The sequence below is a fragment of the Paraburkholderia xenovorans genome, from assembly GCF_046030735.1.
Classification (GTDB): domain Bacteria; phylum Pseudomonadota; class Gammaproteobacteria; order Burkholderiales; family Burkholderiaceae; genus Paraburkholderia; species Paraburkholderia xenovorans_A.
In genome coordinates this window covers 24,464-43,130 of sequence record NZ_JAQQBV010000031.1, presented here as the reverse complement: position 1 = coordinate 43,130, position 18,667 = coordinate 24,464, and the positions used below count along the sequence as shown (strand labels likewise).

At 64.8% G+C, this 18,667-nt stretch carries 13 protein-coding genes; 5 read left to right on the top strand and 8 right to left on the bottom strand.

Annotated features, from left to right (window positions below; all coding sequences use genetic code 11):
- The first annotated feature begins 142 nt into the window (after positions 1-142).
- Positions 143-1,078, top strand: coding sequence for a DMT family transporter (locus PQQ51_RS25970; protein ID WP_408499795.1), 936 nt, complete (start codon positions 143-145; stop codon positions 1,076-1,078).
- 78 nt (positions 1,079-1,156) lie between these two features.
- Here PQQ51_RS25970 and rsmA read toward each other — a convergent pair whose 3' ends face one another.
- The 4 genes from rsmA to lptD form a co-directional block, all read right to left on the bottom strand.
- Positions 1,157-2,032: a 16S rRNA (adenine(1518)-N(6)/adenine(1519)-N(6))-dimethyltransferase RsmA gene (gene rsmA, locus PQQ51_RS25965; RefSeq protein ID WP_408499794.1), complete on the bottom strand. Its 876-nt coding sequence runs from the start codon at positions 2,030-2,032 to the stop codon at positions 1,157-1,159.
- A 150-nt stretch (positions 2,033-2,182) separates the two neighbouring features.
- Positions 2,183-3,193: a 4-hydroxythreonine-4-phosphate dehydrogenase PdxA gene (pdxA, locus tag PQQ51_RS25960; protein ID WP_408499793.1), complete on the bottom strand. Its 1,011-nt coding sequence runs from the start codon at positions 3,191-3,193 to the stop codon at positions 2,183-2,185.
- A 4-nt stretch (positions 3,194-3,197) separates the two neighbouring features.
- Positions 3,198-4,559, bottom strand: a complete 1,362-nt coding sequence (locus PQQ51_RS25955) for a peptidylprolyl isomerase (RefSeq protein WP_408499791.1) — start codon at positions 4,557-4,559, stop codon at positions 3,198-3,200.
- An 83-nt stretch (positions 4,560-4,642) separates the two neighbouring features.
- A complete protein-coding gene (lptD, locus tag PQQ51_RS25950) occupies positions 4,643-7,009 on the bottom strand; it encodes an LPS-assembly protein LptD (protein WP_408499789.1) in 2,367 nt (788 codons plus the stop codon).
- Between the two features lie 222 nt (positions 7,010-7,231).
- Between lptD and PQQ51_RS25945 the strand changes: the two genes are divergently transcribed.
- Both PQQ51_RS25945 and murU read left to right on the top strand, forming a co-directional pair.
- A complete protein-coding gene (locus PQQ51_RS25945; protein ID WP_408499787.1) occupies positions 7,232-8,299 on the top strand; it encodes an aminoglycoside phosphotransferase family protein in 1,068 nt (355 codons plus the stop codon).
- A gap of 3 nt (positions 8,300-8,302) precedes the next feature.
- The gene (gene murU / locus PQQ51_RS25940; protein WP_408499785.1) at positions 8,303-9,016 is read left to right on the top strand and encodes an N-acetylmuramate alpha-1-phosphate uridylyltransferase MurU; all 714 of its coding nucleotides are present in this window, start codon (positions 8,303-8,305) and stop codon (positions 9,014-9,016) included.
- Positions 9,017-9,059: 43 nt separating this feature from the next.
- Here murU and PQQ51_RS25935 read toward each other — a convergent pair whose 3' ends face one another.
- Complete coding sequence (locus tag PQQ51_RS25935) at positions 9,060-10,940, bottom strand: ABCB family ABC transporter ATP-binding protein/permease (RefSeq protein WP_408499783.1); 1,881 nt, start codon at positions 10,938-10,940, stop codon at positions 9,060-9,062.
- A 314-nt stretch (positions 10,941-11,254) separates the two neighbouring features.
- Between PQQ51_RS25935 and PQQ51_RS25930 the strand changes: the two genes are divergently transcribed.
- Positions 11,255-11,650, top strand: coding sequence for an acyl-CoA thioesterase (locus PQQ51_RS25930; protein ID WP_408499781.1), 396 nt, complete (start codon positions 11,255-11,257; stop codon positions 11,648-11,650).
- Positions 11,651-11,801: 151 nt separating this feature from the next.
- Here the strand turns inward: PQQ51_RS25930 and PQQ51_RS25925 are convergent, their stop codons facing one another.
- The gene (locus PQQ51_RS25925) at positions 11,802-13,076 is read right to left on the bottom strand and encodes an MFS transporter (protein ID WP_408499779.1); all 1,275 of its coding nucleotides are present in this window, start codon (positions 13,074-13,076) and stop codon (positions 11,802-11,804) included.
- Positions 13,073-14,287, bottom strand: a complete 1,215-nt coding sequence (locus PQQ51_RS25920; RefSeq protein WP_408499777.1) for a serine hydrolase domain-containing protein — start codon at positions 14,285-14,287, stop codon at positions 13,073-13,075. Before PQQ51_RS25920 ends, PQQ51_RS25925 begins: the two co-directional genes overlap by 4 nt.
- Before the next feature lie 117 nt (positions 14,288-14,404).
- Here PQQ51_RS25920 and PQQ51_RS25915 point away from each other — a divergent pair, with 117 nt between their 5' ends.
- A complete protein-coding gene (locus PQQ51_RS25915; protein WP_408499775.1) occupies positions 14,405-15,328 on the top strand; it encodes a LysR family transcriptional regulator in 924 nt (307 codons plus the stop codon).
- 67 nt (positions 15,329-15,395) lie between these two features.
- Here the strand turns inward: PQQ51_RS25915 and PQQ51_RS25910 are convergent, their stop codons facing one another.
- Entirely contained in the window at positions 15,396-18,506 is a 3,111-nt protein-coding gene (locus PQQ51_RS25910) for a sensor domain-containing protein (protein WP_408499773.1), read from the bottom strand.
- Positions 18,507-18,667 lie beyond the last annotated feature (161 nt).

Below are 18,667 nucleotides of genomic sequence, written 5' to 3'. Positions count from 1 at the left end.
GCGGTATCGGCGCGGTATCGGCGCGGCATCTGCGAATAGTTTGCAAACTGTAAGAAGCACGCATAGGCGGTGGGGTCATCGCGCTGCAGCATCCTCGGCGTTTGCTATCGTATGTCCCCGCTCTCCTCTTCCTACACCACTTATGAGCACTGCCGCTCTACCCGCGCGCCGCGCCCCAGACAGCTTCGCCATCCTGCTGATGGTCGCGTTGTGCGCGATCTGGGGACTCCAGCAAGTGGCGATCAAAAGCACTAATTCCGCGCTGCCGCCGGTGTTTCAGGCGGGTTTGCGCTCGGCGATCGCGGCCGTACTGGTATGGGGCTGGGCGCGCTCGCGCGGCACGCCGCTGTTTCGCGACGACGGCACGCTAGGCGCGGGCCTGCTCGCTGGCGTGCTGTTCGCCGGCGAATTCGTGTGCATTTTTCTCGGCCTGACGCTGACCAGTGCGTCGCGCATGGCCGTGTTCCTCTACACCGCGCCGTGTTTCACCGCGCTCGGCCTGCACTGGTTCGTCGAAGGCGAACGGATGCGGCGCATCCAGTGGGCCGGCATCGTGGTCGCGTTTGCGGGGATCGCGCTGGCGTTCGCGGACGGCTTCCTGCACGGCAACGGAGCGCCAGGCTCGACGCTCAACGGTGTGGCCGGCGACGCGCTCGGCGTGCTGGCCGGCATCGCATGGGCCGCGACGACCGTGGTGGTGCGCGCAACCCGGCTCGCGCACTCGAGCGCCAGCAAAACGCTGTTCTATCAACTGACGGTCTCGGCGGTGGTCCTGCTCGCGCTGGCGCTCGGACTCGGCGAGGCGCGGGTGGAGAACGTCACGCCGCTCGCGGTGATGAGTCTCGCGTATCAAGCGGTGGTGGTCGCGTTCGTCAGCTATCTGGTGTGGTTCTGGCTGCTCACGCGCTACATTGCTTCGCGCCTGTCGGTGTTCGCGTTCCTGACGCCACTGTTCGGCGTGACGTTCGGCGTGTTGCTGCTCGGCGAGTCGTTCAGCCTGCGCTTTCTGATGGCCGCGCTGCTGGTGCTGACAGGGATTGCACTGGTGAATGCGCCAGTGAAGCGCGCGGCCGCCTGATAGCGGCCCATCGTGCGAAGAATGAAGACGCGTTGTGAGCGCAACGCGTCTTGCTTGATGCGATGAAAAGCGCCCCGCTCAGGCCTCGTCGTCAGGCGCGGTCCCGGCCGCAGCCGCGCCGCGCGACGGCGACGCCGCCAGCACCTGCGCGACGCGTACGTATTCGGCCACCGGCACGTCTTCGGCACGACGTTGCAGATCGAAGCCGAGCGCGTCGAAATCCACTGAGTCTCGATAAGCGCCCAGCGTATTGCGCAGCATTTTGCGCCGCTGCGAGAAGGCCGCCGTCACCACTTCACCGAGCACGCGCTCATCCACATCCGGCAGCTCGTGCACTTCGTACGGAATCATCCGCACGATCGCCGAATCGACTTTCGGCGGCGGGTTGAACGCCTCGGGCGGTACGTCGAGTTGCTTGTCGATCACGTAACGGTATTGCAGCATCACCGAAAGACGGCTGAACGCCTTGGTGCCAGGCTCCGCCACCATCCGCTCGACCACTTCGTTCTGCAGCATGAAATGCTGATCGATCACCCGATGCGCGAACGCCGTCAGATGAAACAGCAATGGGCTGGAAATGTTGTACGGCAGATTGCCGACGATACGCAGCGACGCTTTCTCGCCGTCGGCCGCCAGTGAGCCGAAGTCGAACGCGAGCGCGTCGCCCGCGTGCAGTTCGAGCAGCGCGCCGAAGCGCGTCTTCAGCCGGCCGATCAGATCGCGGTCCAACTCCACCGCGTGCAACGGCGCTTCAGGCGTTGCCAGACGCTCGATCAGCGGTGCGGTAAGCGCGCCGAGGCCCGGCCCGATCTCGACCATGCGCTCGCCGCGCTGCGGCCGGATCACGTCGACGATCGAATCGATCACGCCCATGTCGACCAGAAAGTTCTGACCGAAACGCTTGCGCGCGATGTGGCCCTGGTGGCGGCCCTGCTGCTGTCTGCTGGTGGACATCGAAGAAACGCTAAGAAAGAGAACTGCTTAAAAAGAAACGCGCCGGCCGTGCTACGCCATCGACGCGGCCGGGTCGCGATACGCACGCGCCCCAGCAGGAATTCAAGCGCCGCGGCCATGCGGCTTTGCTACGGTCGTACAGCGGCCTTGTCAGCCCGCGCGGCGGTGCTGTGCCATCGACACAGCCGTATCGATCGCGGCAATCAGGCTGCCTGAGTCGGCGCGGCCGGTGCCGGCCAGGTCGAGCGCGGTGCCGTGGTCGACCGAAGTGCGGATGATCGGCAAGCCGAGCGTGATGTTGATGCCTTCGCCAAAGGTCGCGTACTTCAGAACCGGCAAGCCCTGATCGTGGAACATCGCCAGCACGCAATCGGCCTGCTCCAGATAGCGCGGCTGGAACAATGTGTCGGCCGGATAAGGACCGGGCGCGTCGATGCCTTGCTCGTTCGCGAGCTTCAGCGCCGGCGCGATCACGTCGATTTCCTCGCGGCCGAGATAGCCGTTTTCGCCCGCATGCGGATTCAACCCCGTCACGAGGATGCGCGGCGCAGGCAAGCCGAAATGGTGCCGCAAATCATGATCGACGATGCGCAGCGTCTCGACGATACCGTCGATCGACAGCGCGGCCGACACGTCCTTCAGCGGCAGATGCGTGGTAGCGAGCGCAACCCGCAGCGGACGCTTGCCGGTGCCCGCCAGCATCATCACCACGCGCGGCGTATGCGTGCGTTCGGCCAGATATTCGGTGTGGCCGGTGAACGGCACGCCGGCGTCGTTGATCGTGCTCTTTTGCAGCGGCGCGGTGACGATCGCGTCGAATGTGCCGGCCACCGCGCCGTCGATTGCGCTATCGAGCAGATCGAGCACGTAGCGGCCGTTCGCCGCGTCGAGCTTGCCCGCCTGCGACGGCGCGCCGAGCGGCCGATGTTCGACCCGCACGCGTTGGCCGTCGGCCGTCAATGCAACCCAATCGACCCCCACCGCGCGCGCGCGTTCGGCAAGCAGTGCGGCGTCGCCCAACACGGTGAACTGCGCGCCGGGCCAATGCGCCGCCGCGCCGGCCAGCGCCTGCACGGTGAGTTCGGGACCGACGCCGGCAGGCTCGCCGGTCGTGATCGCGATCTGCAACGGAAGGCTGGCGGACGGCGCGGCGTTTGTCATGAGATCAGTTCAAACCGGTCAGGACGGGCTTCACTTCCACATAGGCGGTGTCGCGCAATTCGCGCAGCCAGTCGGCGTAAGCCTGCTCAGCCTTGCGCTGGCCGATCGCCTGACGCGCCAGATCCATCTGCTGCGAAACCGAGCCTTCCGATTCGCGGCGGCCGAGCACCTGAATCAGGTGATAACCGTACTCGCTGCGCACCGGATCGCTGATCTGACCGTCCTGCAAGCTGTTCATCGCGCGCTCGAACTCCGGCACCGTTTCGCCCGGGCTGATCCAGCCCAGATCGCCGCCTTGCGACGACGAACCGTCCTGCGAGTACGTGTGAGCGAACTTCGCGAAGTCACCGCCCGCGGCGATCTGGCTCTTGATCTCGAGCAGTTTCTGACGCGCTTGCGGCTCCGACATACCGTCGCCGACGCGCAGCAGAATGTGGCGCACGTGCGTTTGCACGAGTTTCGGCGCATCCGAGCTGCTGCCCTGGCCGGCGCGGCGATCGACGAGGCGCACGACTTCGAAACCGTCGTTCGTGCGGATCACGTCAGGGCCGACCTCGCCCGGACGCAGCGACGAAGCGGCCTTGACGAACTCAGGCGGCAGTTTGGACGGCGTCACGAAACCGAGATCGCCGCCTTTGCTCGCATCCGGCGCCTGCGAATTCGACTTTGCGAGCTTTTCGAAATTGGCGCCGCCCTTCGCTTCGGTCAGCAGGGCCTGGGCCTTTTTCTGCGCGGCTTCGATATCGGTTTCCGACGCATTCAGCGGCGCCTTCAGGAAAATGTGCTGGAAGTGCAGATCGCTGCTCAGGCCGGCGTTCGGACCACGCTGACTGGCGATGTAGTTCGCGACCTCGGCGTCCGACACCGTGACCTTGCTGTCCACTTCCTTCTCACGCAGGCGCGACAGCGTCAGTTCGGTGCGCGCGTCGTTCGTGAAGGTGGTCCAGGGCACGCCTTGCGCCTCGATGCGCGCGCGGTACATCTCGAGCGTCAGGTTGTTCGCCTGTGCGAGACGTTCGAGCGTTTTCTGCACGGTGGCGTCGTCGATATTGATGCCGTCTTCCTTCGCCTTCTGCAACTGGATGCGTTCCAGCACCATCTGGTTGAGCACCTGCTGACGCAACTGATCGGCTGGCGGAACCGGCGCGTTCTGCTGGTTCAGCCGGCGCGTGATCAGGCCCATGCGCTCGTCGAGTTCGCGTCGCGTGATGACGCCGTTGTTGACCACGGCCGCGATCGTATCGACCGTCTGGCCGCTGCTGCCCGGAAGGGCCTGCGCCTGAGCGGGCGCCACCGACAGGAAAGACGCCGCGGCGGCCAGTCCGGCCGCAAGCGTTGCCAAGCGAAGCTTTTTCATGATTGCCACAGATACTCCAATGATGTCGGGCGCGCCTGGCCCGTCTTTTCGCGTTCTATAAATGGTCGAAACCGAACGAGCGTGGACGAGCGTCATTCGTAGTTGGTGAAACGTGCTTCCGGCGGCGGCGGCGGGGGCAACGGCGTATAGCCGGCGACACCCGCGCGGAACGCCGAAATCAGCCCGTTATCGACGCTCGACAAGCCCTTGAACGTCAACTGCGCAAGAAACCGCGTGCTCGACTGCTGCTGCGACGAAGTGTTCAGACCGTTTGCATAGCGCTGGATCCCGGCGCCGAGCGTCCAGCAATCCGCGTCGTATTGCAGGCCCACCAGACCGTCGACGATCCGATGCCCGCCCAGGTCGTAGTTGAAGCGACCGACACCGTACACGCGATGCATCAACGGCCATTGCCCGGAAATCAGCACCTGATTGATCGGCTGGTTGTCCAGCGTGGTATTCGCGCGGGTGTAACGATACGCGACGTTGATCACCCGACCGCTGCTCGGACTGAAGCCGAAACCCACGCTCGTTTTTACCAGCTGATTGTTGTCGGCATTATATTGGAACGCAGTTTCCGAAGCGAAACCGGCGCCGAGCTTCACCGAGCCGCCCACGATCAGGTCCGAATGCGTGGCCTGCGTGCTGGTCTGATTCGGCAGCAGCGTGACGCGCTGATCCTGGAAGTAATACTGCTGCGCGATCACGAAGCGCGCGCGTTCGTCGCCGGTTGCCGGGTTGATGAAGCGCGTGGTGATGGCCGCGGTCAGACGGTTCGCGTCGGCGATCCGGTCGTTGCCGACGAACGTGTTCGGCTGGAAGATTTCCGCGAGACCGAAGTCGGAATCGGCGGTATCGAACAGCGGCGCGGATTCCTGGTTCCGATACGGCGTGTACACGTAGTACAGGCGCGGCTCCAGCGTCTGGATGTAATCCTCGCCGAAGATGCGCACCGAACGGTCGAAGATCAGCCCGGTGTCGAAGCTGAGCGTCGGAATCGATTCGGTGAAGTTCTTCGGCGTGCCGACCGGCACGTCGCTGCTGATGTTGTGCAGGTTGTACGACGCGAAGTGCCACTGCACCTTCGGCGTGATGAAGTAGCCCGGCCCGACCACCGAATACGACAGGTACGGGTTGAACATCACACGCTGACCTTCGGTCAGATCGGCGGTTGTGATCCGGAAATTCGTGTAATCGGCTTCCGCGCCGTAATCGAAACCGCCGACGTTGTACTTCGCGTACTTCACGTTCAACTGCGGCTCGCGGCCATACGGCGCGATGGACGGCGTCAGCGTCTGCCAGTGCTGTTCGCGCGCGAGCACCGACCACGGGCCGTTGTTATAGGTCAATCCGGCTTCCTGTTGATACAGGAGCTGGGTGCCGTTCATGAACTGGCTGGCCGACGACGCAAGGTCTTCCGGATAGGTGTTGTCCGAAACCTTGTTGTAATAGATGTAGCCGCCGAACCCGTTGCCGAAGCTCTGGTTGTGCTGGATGTACAGCGCGTAGCGGTTGGTCTTCGTCAGGTGATCGTCGGGCAGGAATTCGCCGGTGATCGAGCCGGAATACGTGGGCGACAGGTAGCGGAAGTTCGTCTGCAACTGCACGCCGCGCTTCGAGATCAGACGCGGCGTGACGGTCAGATCGCGATTCGGCGCGATGTTGAAGTAATACGGAACCGACAGCTCGTAACCGTTGGACGAGCTGATCGAGAACGTGGGCGGCAGAATACCGCTGCGCCGCTCACCCGACAGCGGGAACGACAGCCACGGCGACGCGAACACCGGCACGCCCTGGAAGAACAGCACGCCGTTATACGCGACACCTTCGTCCGCGCCGGTGTCGAAATCGAACTCGCTGCCCTTGATGTACCAGGCCGGATTGTCCGCGCAGGCGCAGGCCGTGTACGTGCCTTTGGTAAATACCGAACGCTCGTTGTCGAGCAGATCGACGCGCTCCGCGCTGCCCGAGCCGCCGGTCACGTTGAAGCGGTACTTCGGCGTGGACATGAAGCCCTCGCTCGAGTCCACCCGCATGTGCGCCTCGGGCCCGGAGAACGTCGCGCCGTTGTTGTTCACATGGACCTGGCCATAGGCGTCGGCCATGTCCGTGTCCTGATCGTAGTGCAGCGCGTCCGCCTTGATCACCATCGTATTGCGACGCACCTCCGCCGAGCCTTTGGCGGCCATGTCCTGATCGGTGGTGCCGCTGGTGCTGTCGCCGAGCACGAAGGTGGCCGGCTTCTGCCCGGTCTGCAACGGATGCTCTTCGAGTTGCGGGGCGAGCTGCATGCCCCAGGGCGCGTCGATAGGTTGCGGCTGCGCGGCTTCCCCGACCAACTGGGCGTGAGCAAGCGCGGGCATCAGGCCCGGAACGGCGATCAACGCCGCGACGAGCCGCCTTTTGCGCGGCACAACGGCACAAGAGGGAGTCGTTTGGGAAAGCTGTCTAGGCGGCATGTATCGTTTGGCGAATCGGCCCGTCCGTCAGCTTTTGCAGTCACGATCCACCGCCTGCACACCGCGACCGTGACAGTCGGCTGCACATCAATATTGACAATCAGTCGAACGGTGAGGCGGGCGGTAAAGCGGAATGCGCGAAAGCTGGCGTGAGTCGCGTCAAAAAAGTCGTGGGGTATTATATGGCAAGACGTTGCCCCTCTGAATTTGCCGCCGGTTTTCATGACGCTGCCCCCTTCCCAAGACTCCACCGATACCCGCCTCGAACTGCTCAATGTCTGGCTGCAAGGCCATGCCGGGCGTTACGGGCTCGATCTCGCCACCCTCGCGCCGGCCTCGTCCGACGCCAGTTTTCGCCGCTATTTCCGGCTTGCCGGTAAGGCGGCGGAAGGCGAAAGCGTCGGCACGGTCATCGCCGTCGATGCGCCGCCGCCCGAAAAGTGCCGCGAATTCGTGCAAGTCGCGCAATTGCTCGACGCTGCGGGCGTGCATGTGCCCCGCGTGCTGGAAGTCGATTTCGACGCGGGCTTCATGCTCGTCGCCGATCTGGGCAGCGCGTCCTACCTCGGCGCGCTGACCGAAGCGCAAAGCGGCGACGACCCGCGCCCGTCCCGCACGCTGATGCGCGACGCGCTCGACGCGCTGATCCGCTTCCAGCTCACGTCCCGCGAAGACGTCTTGCCGCCATTCGACGAAGCCTTCCTGCGCCGCGAGATGGAACTGATGCCGGAGTGGTTCATCGGCCGCCATCTGGGCCGTGAGGTCGACGAAAAAACCCGCGGGCTGCTCGACCGGACCTTCGCGCTGCTGATCGCGAGCGCGCGCTCGCAGCCGCAAGTGTTCATGCTGCGCGATTTCATGCCGCGCAACCTGATGATCGCAACGCCGAACCCCGGCGTGCTCGACTTCCAGGACGCGGTGTACGGACCGATCACGTACGACGTCGCGTCGCTCCTGCGCGACGCGTTCCTGAGCTGGGACGAAGAGTTCGAACTGGATTGCTTCGTGTACTACTGGGAGCGCGCGAAAAAAGCCGGCCTGCCGGTCGATCCGGATTTCGGCGAGTTCTACCGTCAGCTCGAATGGATGGGTCTGCAACGGCATATCAAGGTGCTGGGACTGTTCTGCCGGATCAACTATCGCGACAGCAAACCGCACTACATGAAGGATCTGCCGCGCTTCATCGGCTATGCGCGCAAGGTGGCCGAACGCTATGCGCCACTGCGCCCGTTCGCGAAGCTGCTCGACGATCTCGAAGGCCGCGCGAATGAAGTCGGCTACACCTTCTGACCGATGACGATGTCCCTGAACACAGCGATGATTTTCGCCGCGGGTCGCGGCGAGCGTATGCGTCCGTTGACCGATACGCGCCCGAAGCCCCTGCTCGAAGCGGGCGGCAAACCGCTGATCGTGTGGCAGATCGAACGGCTCGCGCGCGCGGGCTTCAAGACGATCGTGATCAATCACGCGTGGCTCGGCGAGACGATCGAAACCGCGCTCGGCGACGGTTCGCGCTGGGGCGTGCAGTTGCGTTACTCGGCGGAACATGACGCGCTCGAAACCGCGGGCGGCATCGCGCAGGCGCTGCCGCTGCTCGAAGACGGCGGCGCGAGCGAGGTGTTTCTCGCGGTGGCCGGCGACGTCTACGCGGATTTCGATTACGCGGCGCTGAATGCACACGCCGAACGGCTTGCGGCATCGCCCGAGCCGGGCATGCATCTGGTGATGGTGCCGAACCCGGCGTTTCATCCGAACGGCGATTTTGGTCTGGTCGACGGCATGCTGTCGCTCGACACGCAACCGCGCTTCACGTTCGGCAGTATCGGCCTCTACGACACGCGCATGTTTCGCGCGCTGCCGCGCGGCACGCGGCGTGCGCTCTCGCCCTACTACCGCGAGACGATCGCGCGCGGTCTCGCGAGCGGCGAACTGTACGAAGGCCTGTGGGAAAACGTCGGCACGCCCGCGCAATTACAGGAACTGGATCAACGGCTGCGCGCGGGCTGAATCGCCCGAATCGCCTGAATCGGCCCGGCTCGCCCGGCGGCGCTCAATGCCCGCCATCCACCGCTTCCGCGGATTCCGGCGTCTGTTCCGCGCGTTGCTGTTGCAATGCCCACATCTGCGCGAACAGGCCGTTCGCGTGCAGCAACTCGGCGTGCGTGCCACGCTCGACGATGCGCCCCTTGTCCATCACGATGATCTGCTGCGCGTGCACTACGGTCGACAGCCGGTGCGCGATGATCAGCGTGGTGCGCTCGCGGGCGATCTGATCGAGCTCGTGCTGGATCGCGCGTTCCGAACGCGAATCAAGCGCGGACGTGGCCTCGTCGAACAGCAGGATCGGCGGGTTTTTCAGAATCGTGCGCGCGATCGCCACACGCTGCTTTTCGCCGCCCGAGAGCTTGAGTCCACGCTCGCCGACCGGCGTGTCGTAGCCCTTCGGCAGTCCTTCGATGAACTCGTGGATATGCGCCGCGCGCGCCGCCGCGAGCACTTCTTCGCGCGTGGCCGAAGGACGTCCGTAGGCAATGTTGTAGTAGATCGAATCGTTGAACAGCACCGTGTCCTGCGGCACGATCCCGATCGACGCGCGCAACGAATCCTGCGTGACGTCGCGAATATCCTGACCGTCGATGGTGATCGCGCCACCCGTCGCGCGTTCGAGATCGTAGAAGCGGAACATCAGCCGCGCGAGCGTGGATTTGCCCGAGCCGCTGTGACCGACCACCGCCGTCGTGGTGCCCGCGGGAATCGTGAAACTCACGTCGTGCAGGATCTGCCGCGCCGGTTCATACGCGAAGTTCACGTGCTCGAAACGCACCTGCGCGCCGCTCACCCGCAAGTCGCGCGCGTCGGCGAGATCGGGTACTTCCTGCGCGGCGCCGAGCAGCGTGAACATGCGGTCCATGTCGGTCAGACTTTGCTTGAGTTCGCGATACACCACGCCGAGAAAATTCAGCGGAATGTACAACTGAAGCATGAATGTATTGATCAGCACCAGATCGCCGAGCGTGAGCCGCCCGGCCATCACACCTTCGGTTGCGCGCCACAGAATGAACACGAGCCCCGTACCGATGATCGCCTGCTGCCCGAAGTTCAGCGCCGATAACGAACGCTGCGATTTGATCGCCGCCGTGCGGTAGCGCTTGAGGTTTTCGTCGTAACGCGACGCTTCCCATTCTTCATTGCCGAAGTACTTGACGGTCTCGTAGTTGAGCAACGAATCGATTGCGCGCGAGTTCGCCTTCGAATCGAGATCGTTCATCGTGCGGCGAAAATGCGTGCGCCACTCGGTCACTTTCACGGTGAACGTGATGTACGCCGCGAGCGCGATGAACGTGACGATCGCGTAATACGCCTCGTATTTGACGACGAAAAAGCCGAGCACGAGCCCGACTTCCACGAGCGTCGGCAGAATGCTGTACAGCGAGTACGAGATCAGTTGCGTGATGCCGCGCGTGCCGCGTTCGATATCGCGCGACATGCCGCCCGTCTGCCGCTCGAGGTGAAAGCGCAGCGACAGCGCATGCAGATGGCGAAACACTTTCAGCGCCAGTTGGCGCACCGCGCTTTCGGTCACTTTCGAAAAAAGGATTTCGCGCAGTTCGGTGAATAGCGACGTGGACAGCCGCACCACCGCATACGCGACGACCAGCAAGCCGACGCCGCCCAGCAGCACGATGCCCGGCGCGTCGTGCGCGCGGCCGAGCGCGGTCAGATGCTGCACCGACGCGAGGCCGTCGACGATTTTTTTCATCACGATCGGCACGCCCAGATTGGCGACCTTCGCACCGATCAGACAACTCAGCGCGAAACCGACGCGCCATTTGTAGGTGGCCAGATATGGCAGCAGCGACAGGATCGTCTGCCAGTCGTTGCGCGGCTGGGTGGAAATGGGCGAAGGTTCGGACGAGGGCGTACGGCGCATGGGATCGACTGGGGGAGAGTGCGGAAGGACGGAGTTCGCAGCGGCGCGCCGACCGGCAGTGGACGAACCGGGCCAACCCGGCGCTCTGCATGGTGTCGTGCGACCCGGCTGGGCGCTTTCCCGTACAATTCCTGATCTTTCTATTGTCGCAGAAGCCGGCTGGCGCCGCTTTTCATCGGATGTCCGGCCGTGGTGCAGTGGGCCGTGCCGCGCTCGCTGAGCGCAGCGCTGTGCGGCCGCGCCGTGCAGTTGTCGTGAAATTCCCCGCCTGCTGGTCGAGTCGACCGAGCCAAACGTTTTTCAAGGGTGTCCCGATGACCGAACCGCTTCAACTCCCGCAAAAACCCTGTGCACTGCGTGTCATGCCGCAGCCGTCTGACGCGAATGTCCACGGCGACGTGTTCGGCGGCTGGATCATGGCGCAAGTGGATATCGCCGGCTCGATTCCGGCGAGCCGGCGCGCCAACGGCCGGGTGGCGACCATCGCGGTCAATTCGTTCGTGTTCAAGCAGCCGGTGTTCGTCGGCGATCTGCTGAGCTTTTACGCGGACATCGTCAAGACGGGCAATACGTCGGTGACGGTGGCGGTCGAGGTTTACGCGCAGCGTATGAGCCTCACCGAAGATCTCGTCAAGGTTACCGAGGCCACGCTCACTTACGTCGCAACCGATAGCGACCGTCGCCCGCGCGCGTTGCCGGTGCTGGAGTAAACGTCGCGTGGCATTTCACGCACATGATGATGCCGGAGATCGTCGCGAAGGCAGCGCATCCGCGCTTGCAGGCCTTTTCCGACGCGGCAGAGCAGTTGCCGGTGTTCGTCGATACGCCTGCGGTTTAAGCGCCGCATGGAGGCGGCCGGCTTCACTGCCCATTGCAGATGCCGAGCCGCTGCGCCGCCGCGGCATTGCTGCCGGCTGCCGTTGCCGCACGGGCGTTGCTGACCGCGCGCGCAACGATGCATAGCAGTGTCCCGATCAGTAGCGCGGCGGCCATCCACGGCAGCGTGAACGCGCCGTAGCGGTCGATCGCCATACCGCCCAGCGCGCCGCCGGCTGCGATCGCGAGATTCCAGATCGTGACGATCATCGACTGCGCGACATCGGCGCCCTCTCCCGCGGCGCGCGCCGACGCGGTCTGAAACAACGTGGCGGCGCCGCCGAATGCGAAACCCCACACCCCCACGCCGACATAAACGGCGCCCGCCAGATTGCTCGCCAGACCGAGCACCACAGCCGCCACACCGAACAACGCGACGCTCACCTGCGTCAGCCGGCACAGATGCCGGTCCACCAGCACGCCGACGATCGCGATGCTTGCAATCGAGGTCGCGCCGAACACGAACAGCACCGCATCCACACGCTGCTGCAAATGCGCGAGCACGAGAAACGGCGAGATATAGGTGTACAGAATGTTATGGGCGAGCACGTACGCGAACATCACTGCGAGCGTCGGCTTGAGACCGGGCGACGCGAGCACGCCGCTCAACGTCGTGCGCCGACCCGCCGGCTGGCCCGCGAAATCGGGCACCTGCCAGCGCACCCAGCCGAGCAGCACGAGCGTCATCACGCTCATCGCGCCGAATGTGTAGCGCCAGCCGAGCGCCGCGCCCACCCACGTCCCGAGCGGAATGCCGAGCGATAGCGCGACCGGGATGCCCGTCATCGCGATGGCGATCGCCCTGCCCTGCAAATGCGCGGGCGCCATGCGCGCCGCGTAGCCGGCGAGCAGCGCCCACACCAGCCCGGCCGACACGCCGGCAAAGAAACGCGCGACCAGCGTGAGCGCGTAGTGAGTCGACAGCGTGGTCACCGTATTGACGACGACGAACCCCGCAATCGCAATCAGCAACAGCGGACGACGACGCCAGCCGCGCGTCGCGATCGCAAGCGGAATCGCCGCGAGCAGGGACCCGATCGCGTACACGGTGACGAGCTGTCCGATCAGCGCCGCCGACACCCCGAGATCGCCGCTCATTTCGCGCAGCAGGCCGGCGGGCAGCGCTTCTGTGAGGATGGTGATCAGACCGGCGGTGGCGAGCGCGAGCAGGCCCGAAAGCGGCAGACGATCGGCGGGGCGCGTTGGCTGTGGGGGTTGTGCCGTCGGGGCAGACTCAGTGACGTGGGTGGCTTCGCTCATAGTGCGCTCGCCTCAAGCACCGTACGCGCAGCAGCCCCGCCGTACACCGCATCGCGCAACGCGTCGACGAACGCGCCGGACATGCCCTCGTACAACGTGTTGGTCAACGCAACGACGCTCAAGCCGCAGCTTCGATCGACGAACCACGAATGGCCATACGCGCCGCCCCAGCGCCAGGTGCCGGGCGACTCCGGCGATCCTGCCGCAAGCGGGTCGCGCAGCACCGCGAAGCCCAGACCGAACCCATAGCCCGGCTTATCCGGCGGACCCAGTTCGCCCGTCTGGTTACGACCCATTTCATCGACTGCCTCACGCGGCAGCAACGCACCGCCGCCGTCGCGCAACGTGTCGAGCAGACGCAGCACGTCGCCCGCGCTGCCCACCATGCCCGCGCCGCCGGATGCAAACGCGCGGCGCTCCAGCGCGCGTGCCGGTTCGAAATCGATGCCGACCGTGCCTTCGAACGGCGACACACGCTCCCTGTCGCGCAGCCGATGCGGTTGCGGCACGTCGTTGACGTACGGTGTGGCGAGCCGCGATGCGTCGGTCGTATGAAAACCGGTGTCCTGCATACCCAGCGGCCCGGTGACGAGTTCCCGCACGGCCTCCTCCAGCGGCAGACCGGTCACGCGCTCGATCAGCGCGCCCAGCACGTCGATCGACAGCGAGTAGTGCCACGCCGTGCCCGGTGCGAACAACAAGGGCACGCTGGCGATCCGGCGCAGGTTCTCCGTCAACGTGAGATTCGCGCGATCCATGCCGTCCGAGACGCCGGCACGGGCGTACGGGCCGTCTGCGTCGGCTTCGAGAAAGCGGTAGCCGAGCCCCGACGTGTGAGTCAGCAAATGACGCACGGTGATATGCGCGGCGAGCCCGTCCGGAGCCCGCGGCGTGAATTCGGGCAGGTGGCGCACGAGCGCGTCGTCGAGTCCGAGCCGCTGCCGGCTGACCAGCACCATCGCGGCCGTCGACACGATCGGCTTCGAAATCGACGCGAGCCGGAACAGCGTGTCTTCACGCATCGGCTGCCCGCGCTCGCGGTCGGCGAAACCCAGCGCACGGCGATAGACAATCTCACCGTTGCGCGCAATCAGCACGACGCCGCCGACGAGGCGCCGCGCGGCCAGCGCGGCATCGATCACCGCATCGACGCGCGCCGCAAGCGGCCCATCTTGCACAGCAACGCGGGACGGCTCGGACAAGTCGGACATGGCAGCTCCAGATCAGGAGAAAAGGGATGCGGCCATCATACGAAGCCGGCAATTGAAGAAAAACTGGGATAGAGTTCCTCGCTCTACGGACATGAATGTCCGCAATCGGAGGCGACGGTGGAAAGTCTGAGCGGATTTCTGGTGTTCGTGCAGGTGGCCGAAACACGCAGCTTCGTCACGGCCGGACGCTTGCTCGGCGTGTCGGCGTCGGCGGTCGGCAAGCGCATCGCGCGCCTCGAAGAACGGCTCGGCGTGCGGCTTTTTCATCGCAGCACGCGCAGCATCACGCTGACCAGCGACGGCGTGCAATTCCTCGAACGCAGCCGGCGGATCCTCGCCGAGATCGAAGCAGCGGAGCTGGAGATGTCGCAGAGCGCCGGCTCGCCGCGCGGCCGCCTGCGCGTGAGTCTGCCGCTGGTCGGCTCGCTGGTGCTGCCCACGCTCGCCGATTTCATGCTCGCGTATCCGGAGATCGAACTGGATCTGGATTTCAGCGACCGCGTCGTCGACGTGATCGAAGAAGGCTTCGACGCGGTCGTGCGTACCGGCGTACTGCGCGATTCGCGGCTCGCCGCGCGCCAACTCGGTTCGTTCGGCAACATACTGGTGGGCGCGCCGGCCTACTTCGCCCGCCGCGGCACGCCGCAAAAACCCGCCGATCTCACGGATCACGTGTGCCTGCACTACCGCTATCCGACGAGCGGCAAACTCGAGATCTGGCCGTTGCGGCGCGAAGCCGGCGAACGCGAGGTGACGCCGCCTGTTTCGATGGTCTGCAATAACGTGGAAACGCGCACCTGCTTCGCGATGCGCGGCTTGGGGATTGCCTGCGTGCCGGATTTTTCCGTCCGCGAGGCGTTGCGGGATGGACTGCTCTGCACGGTGCTCGACGACCATATCGAGCGGCGCATCGACATCAACGTCGTCTGGCCGGCCGGACGCAGCGTGCCGCCGAGGCTGCGTGTGTTCATCGACTTCATGGCCGCACGAATTCTGGCGGACGACGATTCGCAGAAAGCGAGCGGGCGCGCGTCGTCGTAAAGCGTCGCGACGCAACTACGCGTTGCGCTTGCGGATGCGGGCGGTTGCGGATGCTTCTGTAGATGCTTTACGCGAGCGCCGCTTGCCGCCCCACGCCGCCTTTGAACAGCGCGGAAATCGCATCGGTCGACAGCGGCTTGGCGAAGTAGAAACCTTGCATCTCGTCGCATGCGCGCTCTTTCAGAAAATCGAGTTGCGCGAGCGTCTCCACGCCTTCCGCGATCACCTGCAATTTCAGCGAATGCGCGAGCGCGATGATCGCCGACGTGATCGTCTCGTCGTCACCCGAGATGCCGATGTCCGACACGAACGAACGGTCGATCTTCAGCCGGTCCACCGGGAAGCGCTTCAGATAGCTGAGGCTCGAATAGCCGGTGCCGAAATCGTCGATCGCGAGACCGATGCCGAGCGCGTGCAGCTCGTTCAACATCGACACCGCCTCTTCGGCGTTGCGCATGATCGTGCTCTCGGTCAACTCCAGTTCGAGGTATTGCGGTTCGAGCCCGGTTTCGGCCAGCACCTGCATCACGAGACGCGCAATATCGCGCTGCTGGAAAACCCGCGCGGACAGATTCACCGACACCCGCGCGGGCGGCAATCCTTCGTCCTGCCACGCCTTGTTCTGCCGGCACGCCTCTCGCAACACCCACTCCGACAGCGGCCCGATCAGGCCGCTTTCCTCGGCCACCGGAATGAACGACGACGGCGGCACCAGCCCAACCTCCGGATCGCTCCAGCGCACCAGCGCCTCGGTGCCGACGATCTGCCCACTGACGATATCCACCTGCGGCTGGTAATGCAGCAGGAACTCGTTGTCGCGCAACGCGCGGCGCAAACGCCGCTCGAGATTCAGCCGTGCGCCGGCGCTCGCGTTCATCTCCGGCTGATAGAACTGGAACGTATTGCGGCCCATGTCCTTCGCGCGGTACATCGCGAGGTCGGCTTTTTTCATCAGCGTTTCGGCGTCTTCGCCGTCTTGCGGGAACAGGCTCGCGCCCATGCTGCAACCGACGTACAACTCGGTGCCGTCGAGCCACACCGCCTCGGAGACCGCCGCGCGCACGCGCTCCATCCACGCGATCAGCGACTGTTCGTCGACGGTGTCGGTCATCACGATCACGAACTCGTCGCCGCCGTGCCGCGCGACGGTGTCGCTCGTGCGCGTGCAGCGCGCGAGCCGCTCCGCGACTACGGCGAGCAGCCGGTCGCCGACGCTATGGCCGAGACTGTCGTTGACGTTCTTGAAGCCGTCGAGATCCATGAACACCACGGCGACACCCTTGTGCTGCCGTTGCGCGACGATCAGCGCGTGTTGCAGCCGGTCGCGCAGCAGATTGCGGTTCGGCAGACGCGTGAGGCTGTCGTAATTGGCCTGATATTCGAGCTGTTCCTGATAGCGCATCAGGTCGGTCACGTCGTTGATCACGCCGATGTGATGCGTGATCACACCCTCGGCGTTCGGCACCGGCGCAATGAACAGCTGATTCCAGAACAGCGCGCCGTCCTTGCGATAGTTGCGCACCACCGCGCTCACTTCGCGATTCGCCGCGAGCGCCTGGCGGATCAGCGCGACGCCTTCCTGGTCACGGTCGTCGCGTTGCAGCACGCGGCAGTCCTGGCCGGCCAGTTCGGCCGGGTCGTAGCCGGTAATCCGCTTGAATGCAGGGTTCACGTATTCGATCAGATTGCCCGACGGCGACGGCGCGGTGATCAGAATCGCGTTGACGCTCGCGTCGAGCGCGCGGCTTTGCAGACGCAACGCGAGGTCCGCGCGCTTGCGCTCGGTGATGTCGGTGTACGAGCCGAGCACGCCGATCACGCGGCCGTCGCTGTCGGTAAACGGCAGCTTGCTCGTGACCGTGGTGCGGTGCACGCCGTCGATCACGAAATCGACCTCGAAGTTCATCTTCGGCACGCCGGTGCTCATCACTTCCTGATCGTGCTCCTGCAGCAGATCGGCGAACGCGCGCCACGGCATCTCGGCATCGGCCTTGCCTTCCACCTGTTCCGGATACGACAGTCCCGCGTCGCGCGCGAACGCCATGTTGCAGCCGAGATAACGCGAGTCGAGCCCTTTCCAGAAAATGCGCTGCGGAATGTTGTCGATCACCGTTTCGAGCATCTGGTTCGAGCGCTGCGCTTCGGCTTCGGCGTTGATCTGTTCGGTGACGTCGTCGGCGAGCACGAAGAACGCGCCGCGGCCCATGAAGTTCAGCGCGTGGTACGAAATGTCGGCGCTGATCATCGAGCCGTCCTTGCGCCGGTGGTGCCAGATGCCGGCCATCGTGCGGCCGTGCGCCGTCGCGTCGCTACGCTGCAGATGCGATTCGAGACGCGCGATTTCGGCATGCGGGCGGATCGCGCGGATCGTCATGCCGAGAAACTCGCTTTCCGTGTAGCCGTATTGCTTGACGGCGGCCGCGTTGACGGCGAGAAAGCGCAGCGTCTCGCGATCGAAGATATACATCGGCACCGGATGATCGTCGAACAGACTGCGAAAGCGCTCGTCGTTGCGACCGAGCGCGCGGACCGTGCGCAGCTTTTCTCGCGCACTGTTTTCGCGCGCGCCGAAGGTGAAAAACAGCAGCGCGCTGCCGGCCAGCATCGTCATGATCAGGATCAACGTCGCGCGCCGGATCTCGCGCGCGGACGTCTCGACCGAGCTTTGCAACGCGTGGTTTTCCTGCTCGCGCAGCGTCGCCAGCGCGGCTTCGACGCGGTCCAGTCCGAGCCCGAGCCGGGTGTAGGTCGCGGCCGCCCACGCACGGGAATCCTGCGGCGTGGCGGCGGCGCTTTTCAACAGCGCGTCGTCGATGTCATGCCGCAGCGCCTCGCTGTCGGCGGAGAGCCGCGCGAGCGTGCCGAGCATCGCCGGCTCACCTGCCAGCTCGCCGCGCAGTTCGCGCTCCAGACCCGCGATCGAACTCGCCATCGCGGCGGCCGCGTTGACCGGCGCCGCCTGACCCGTGGCTTCGAAACGGCCGAGCGCGGCGAGGCCGCCGTCGAGCGCCGTATGGTAGGCGTCGAGGTTCTGGCGCACGCTCGTCGAACGCAGCATCCGCGCGTCGGCGTCGCGTTCGCCGCCAATCTGCGTGTAGGCGACGAACGCGTTCGTGCCGACCGCGACAGCGACGACCGCCAGATTGATCAGCAGCCGCTTCGAGAAGAAAAGAGTCATGGGTTCCGAACGTCAATCGTTCTGCGGGCGGGGGCGCGTGGTCGCTTCTCAACCGCGGGTCGGCGCGTCGGGCCGCGCCGGGTCGGGTCTTTTTACGCGCCAACCTATGGATAACGGCAGCGTTCGGAACAGATTGAGGGTGGGGCAGAAATAATTAGCCG

What these genes read in the sequence shown, in the direction of transcription:
- murU (WP_408499785.1), top strand. Translation starts at nt 8,303, where the DNA reads ATGACGATGTCCCTGAACACAGCGATGATTTTCGCCGCGGGTCGCGGC.
- PQQ51_RS25920 (WP_408499777.1), bottom strand. Translation starts at nt 14,287, where the DNA reads ATGTCCGACTTGTCCGAGCCGTCCCGCGTTGCTGTGCAAGATGGGCCG.
- lptD (WP_408499789.1), bottom strand. Translation starts at nt 7,009, where the DNA reads ATGCCGCCTAGACAGCTTTCCCAAACGACTCCCTCTTGTGCCGTTGTG.
- PQQ51_RS25945 (WP_408499787.1), top strand. Translation starts at nt 7,232, where the DNA reads ATGACGCTGCCCCCTTCCCAAGACTCCACCGATACCCGCCTCGAACTG.
- PQQ51_RS25930 (WP_408499781.1), top strand. Translation starts at nt 11,255, where the DNA reads ATGACCGAACCGCTTCAACTCCCGCAAAAACCCTGTGCACTGCGTGTC.
- pdxA (WP_408499793.1), bottom strand. Translation starts at nt 3,193, where the DNA reads ATGACAAACGCCGCGCCGTCCGCCAGCCTTCCGTTGCAGATCGCGATC.
- PQQ51_RS25935 (WP_408499783.1), bottom strand. Translation starts at nt 10,940, where the DNA reads ATGCGCCGTACGCCCTCGTCCGAACCTTCGCCCATTTCCACCCAGCCG.
- rsmA (WP_408499794.1), bottom strand. Translation starts at nt 2,032, where the DNA reads ATGTCCACCAGCAGACAGCAGCAGGGCCGCCACCAGGGCCACATCGCG.
- PQQ51_RS25910 (WP_408499773.1), bottom strand. Translation starts at nt 18,506, where the DNA reads ATGACTCTTTTCTTCTCGAAGCGGCTGCTGATCAATCTGGCGGTCGTC.
- PQQ51_RS25970 (WP_408499795.1), top strand. Translation starts at nt 143, where the DNA reads ATGAGCACTGCCGCTCTACCCGCGCGCCGCGCCCCAGACAGCTTCGCC.
- PQQ51_RS25925 (WP_408499779.1), bottom strand. Translation starts at nt 13,076, where the DNA reads ATGAGCGAAGCCACCCACGTCACTGAGTCTGCCCCGACGGCACAACCC.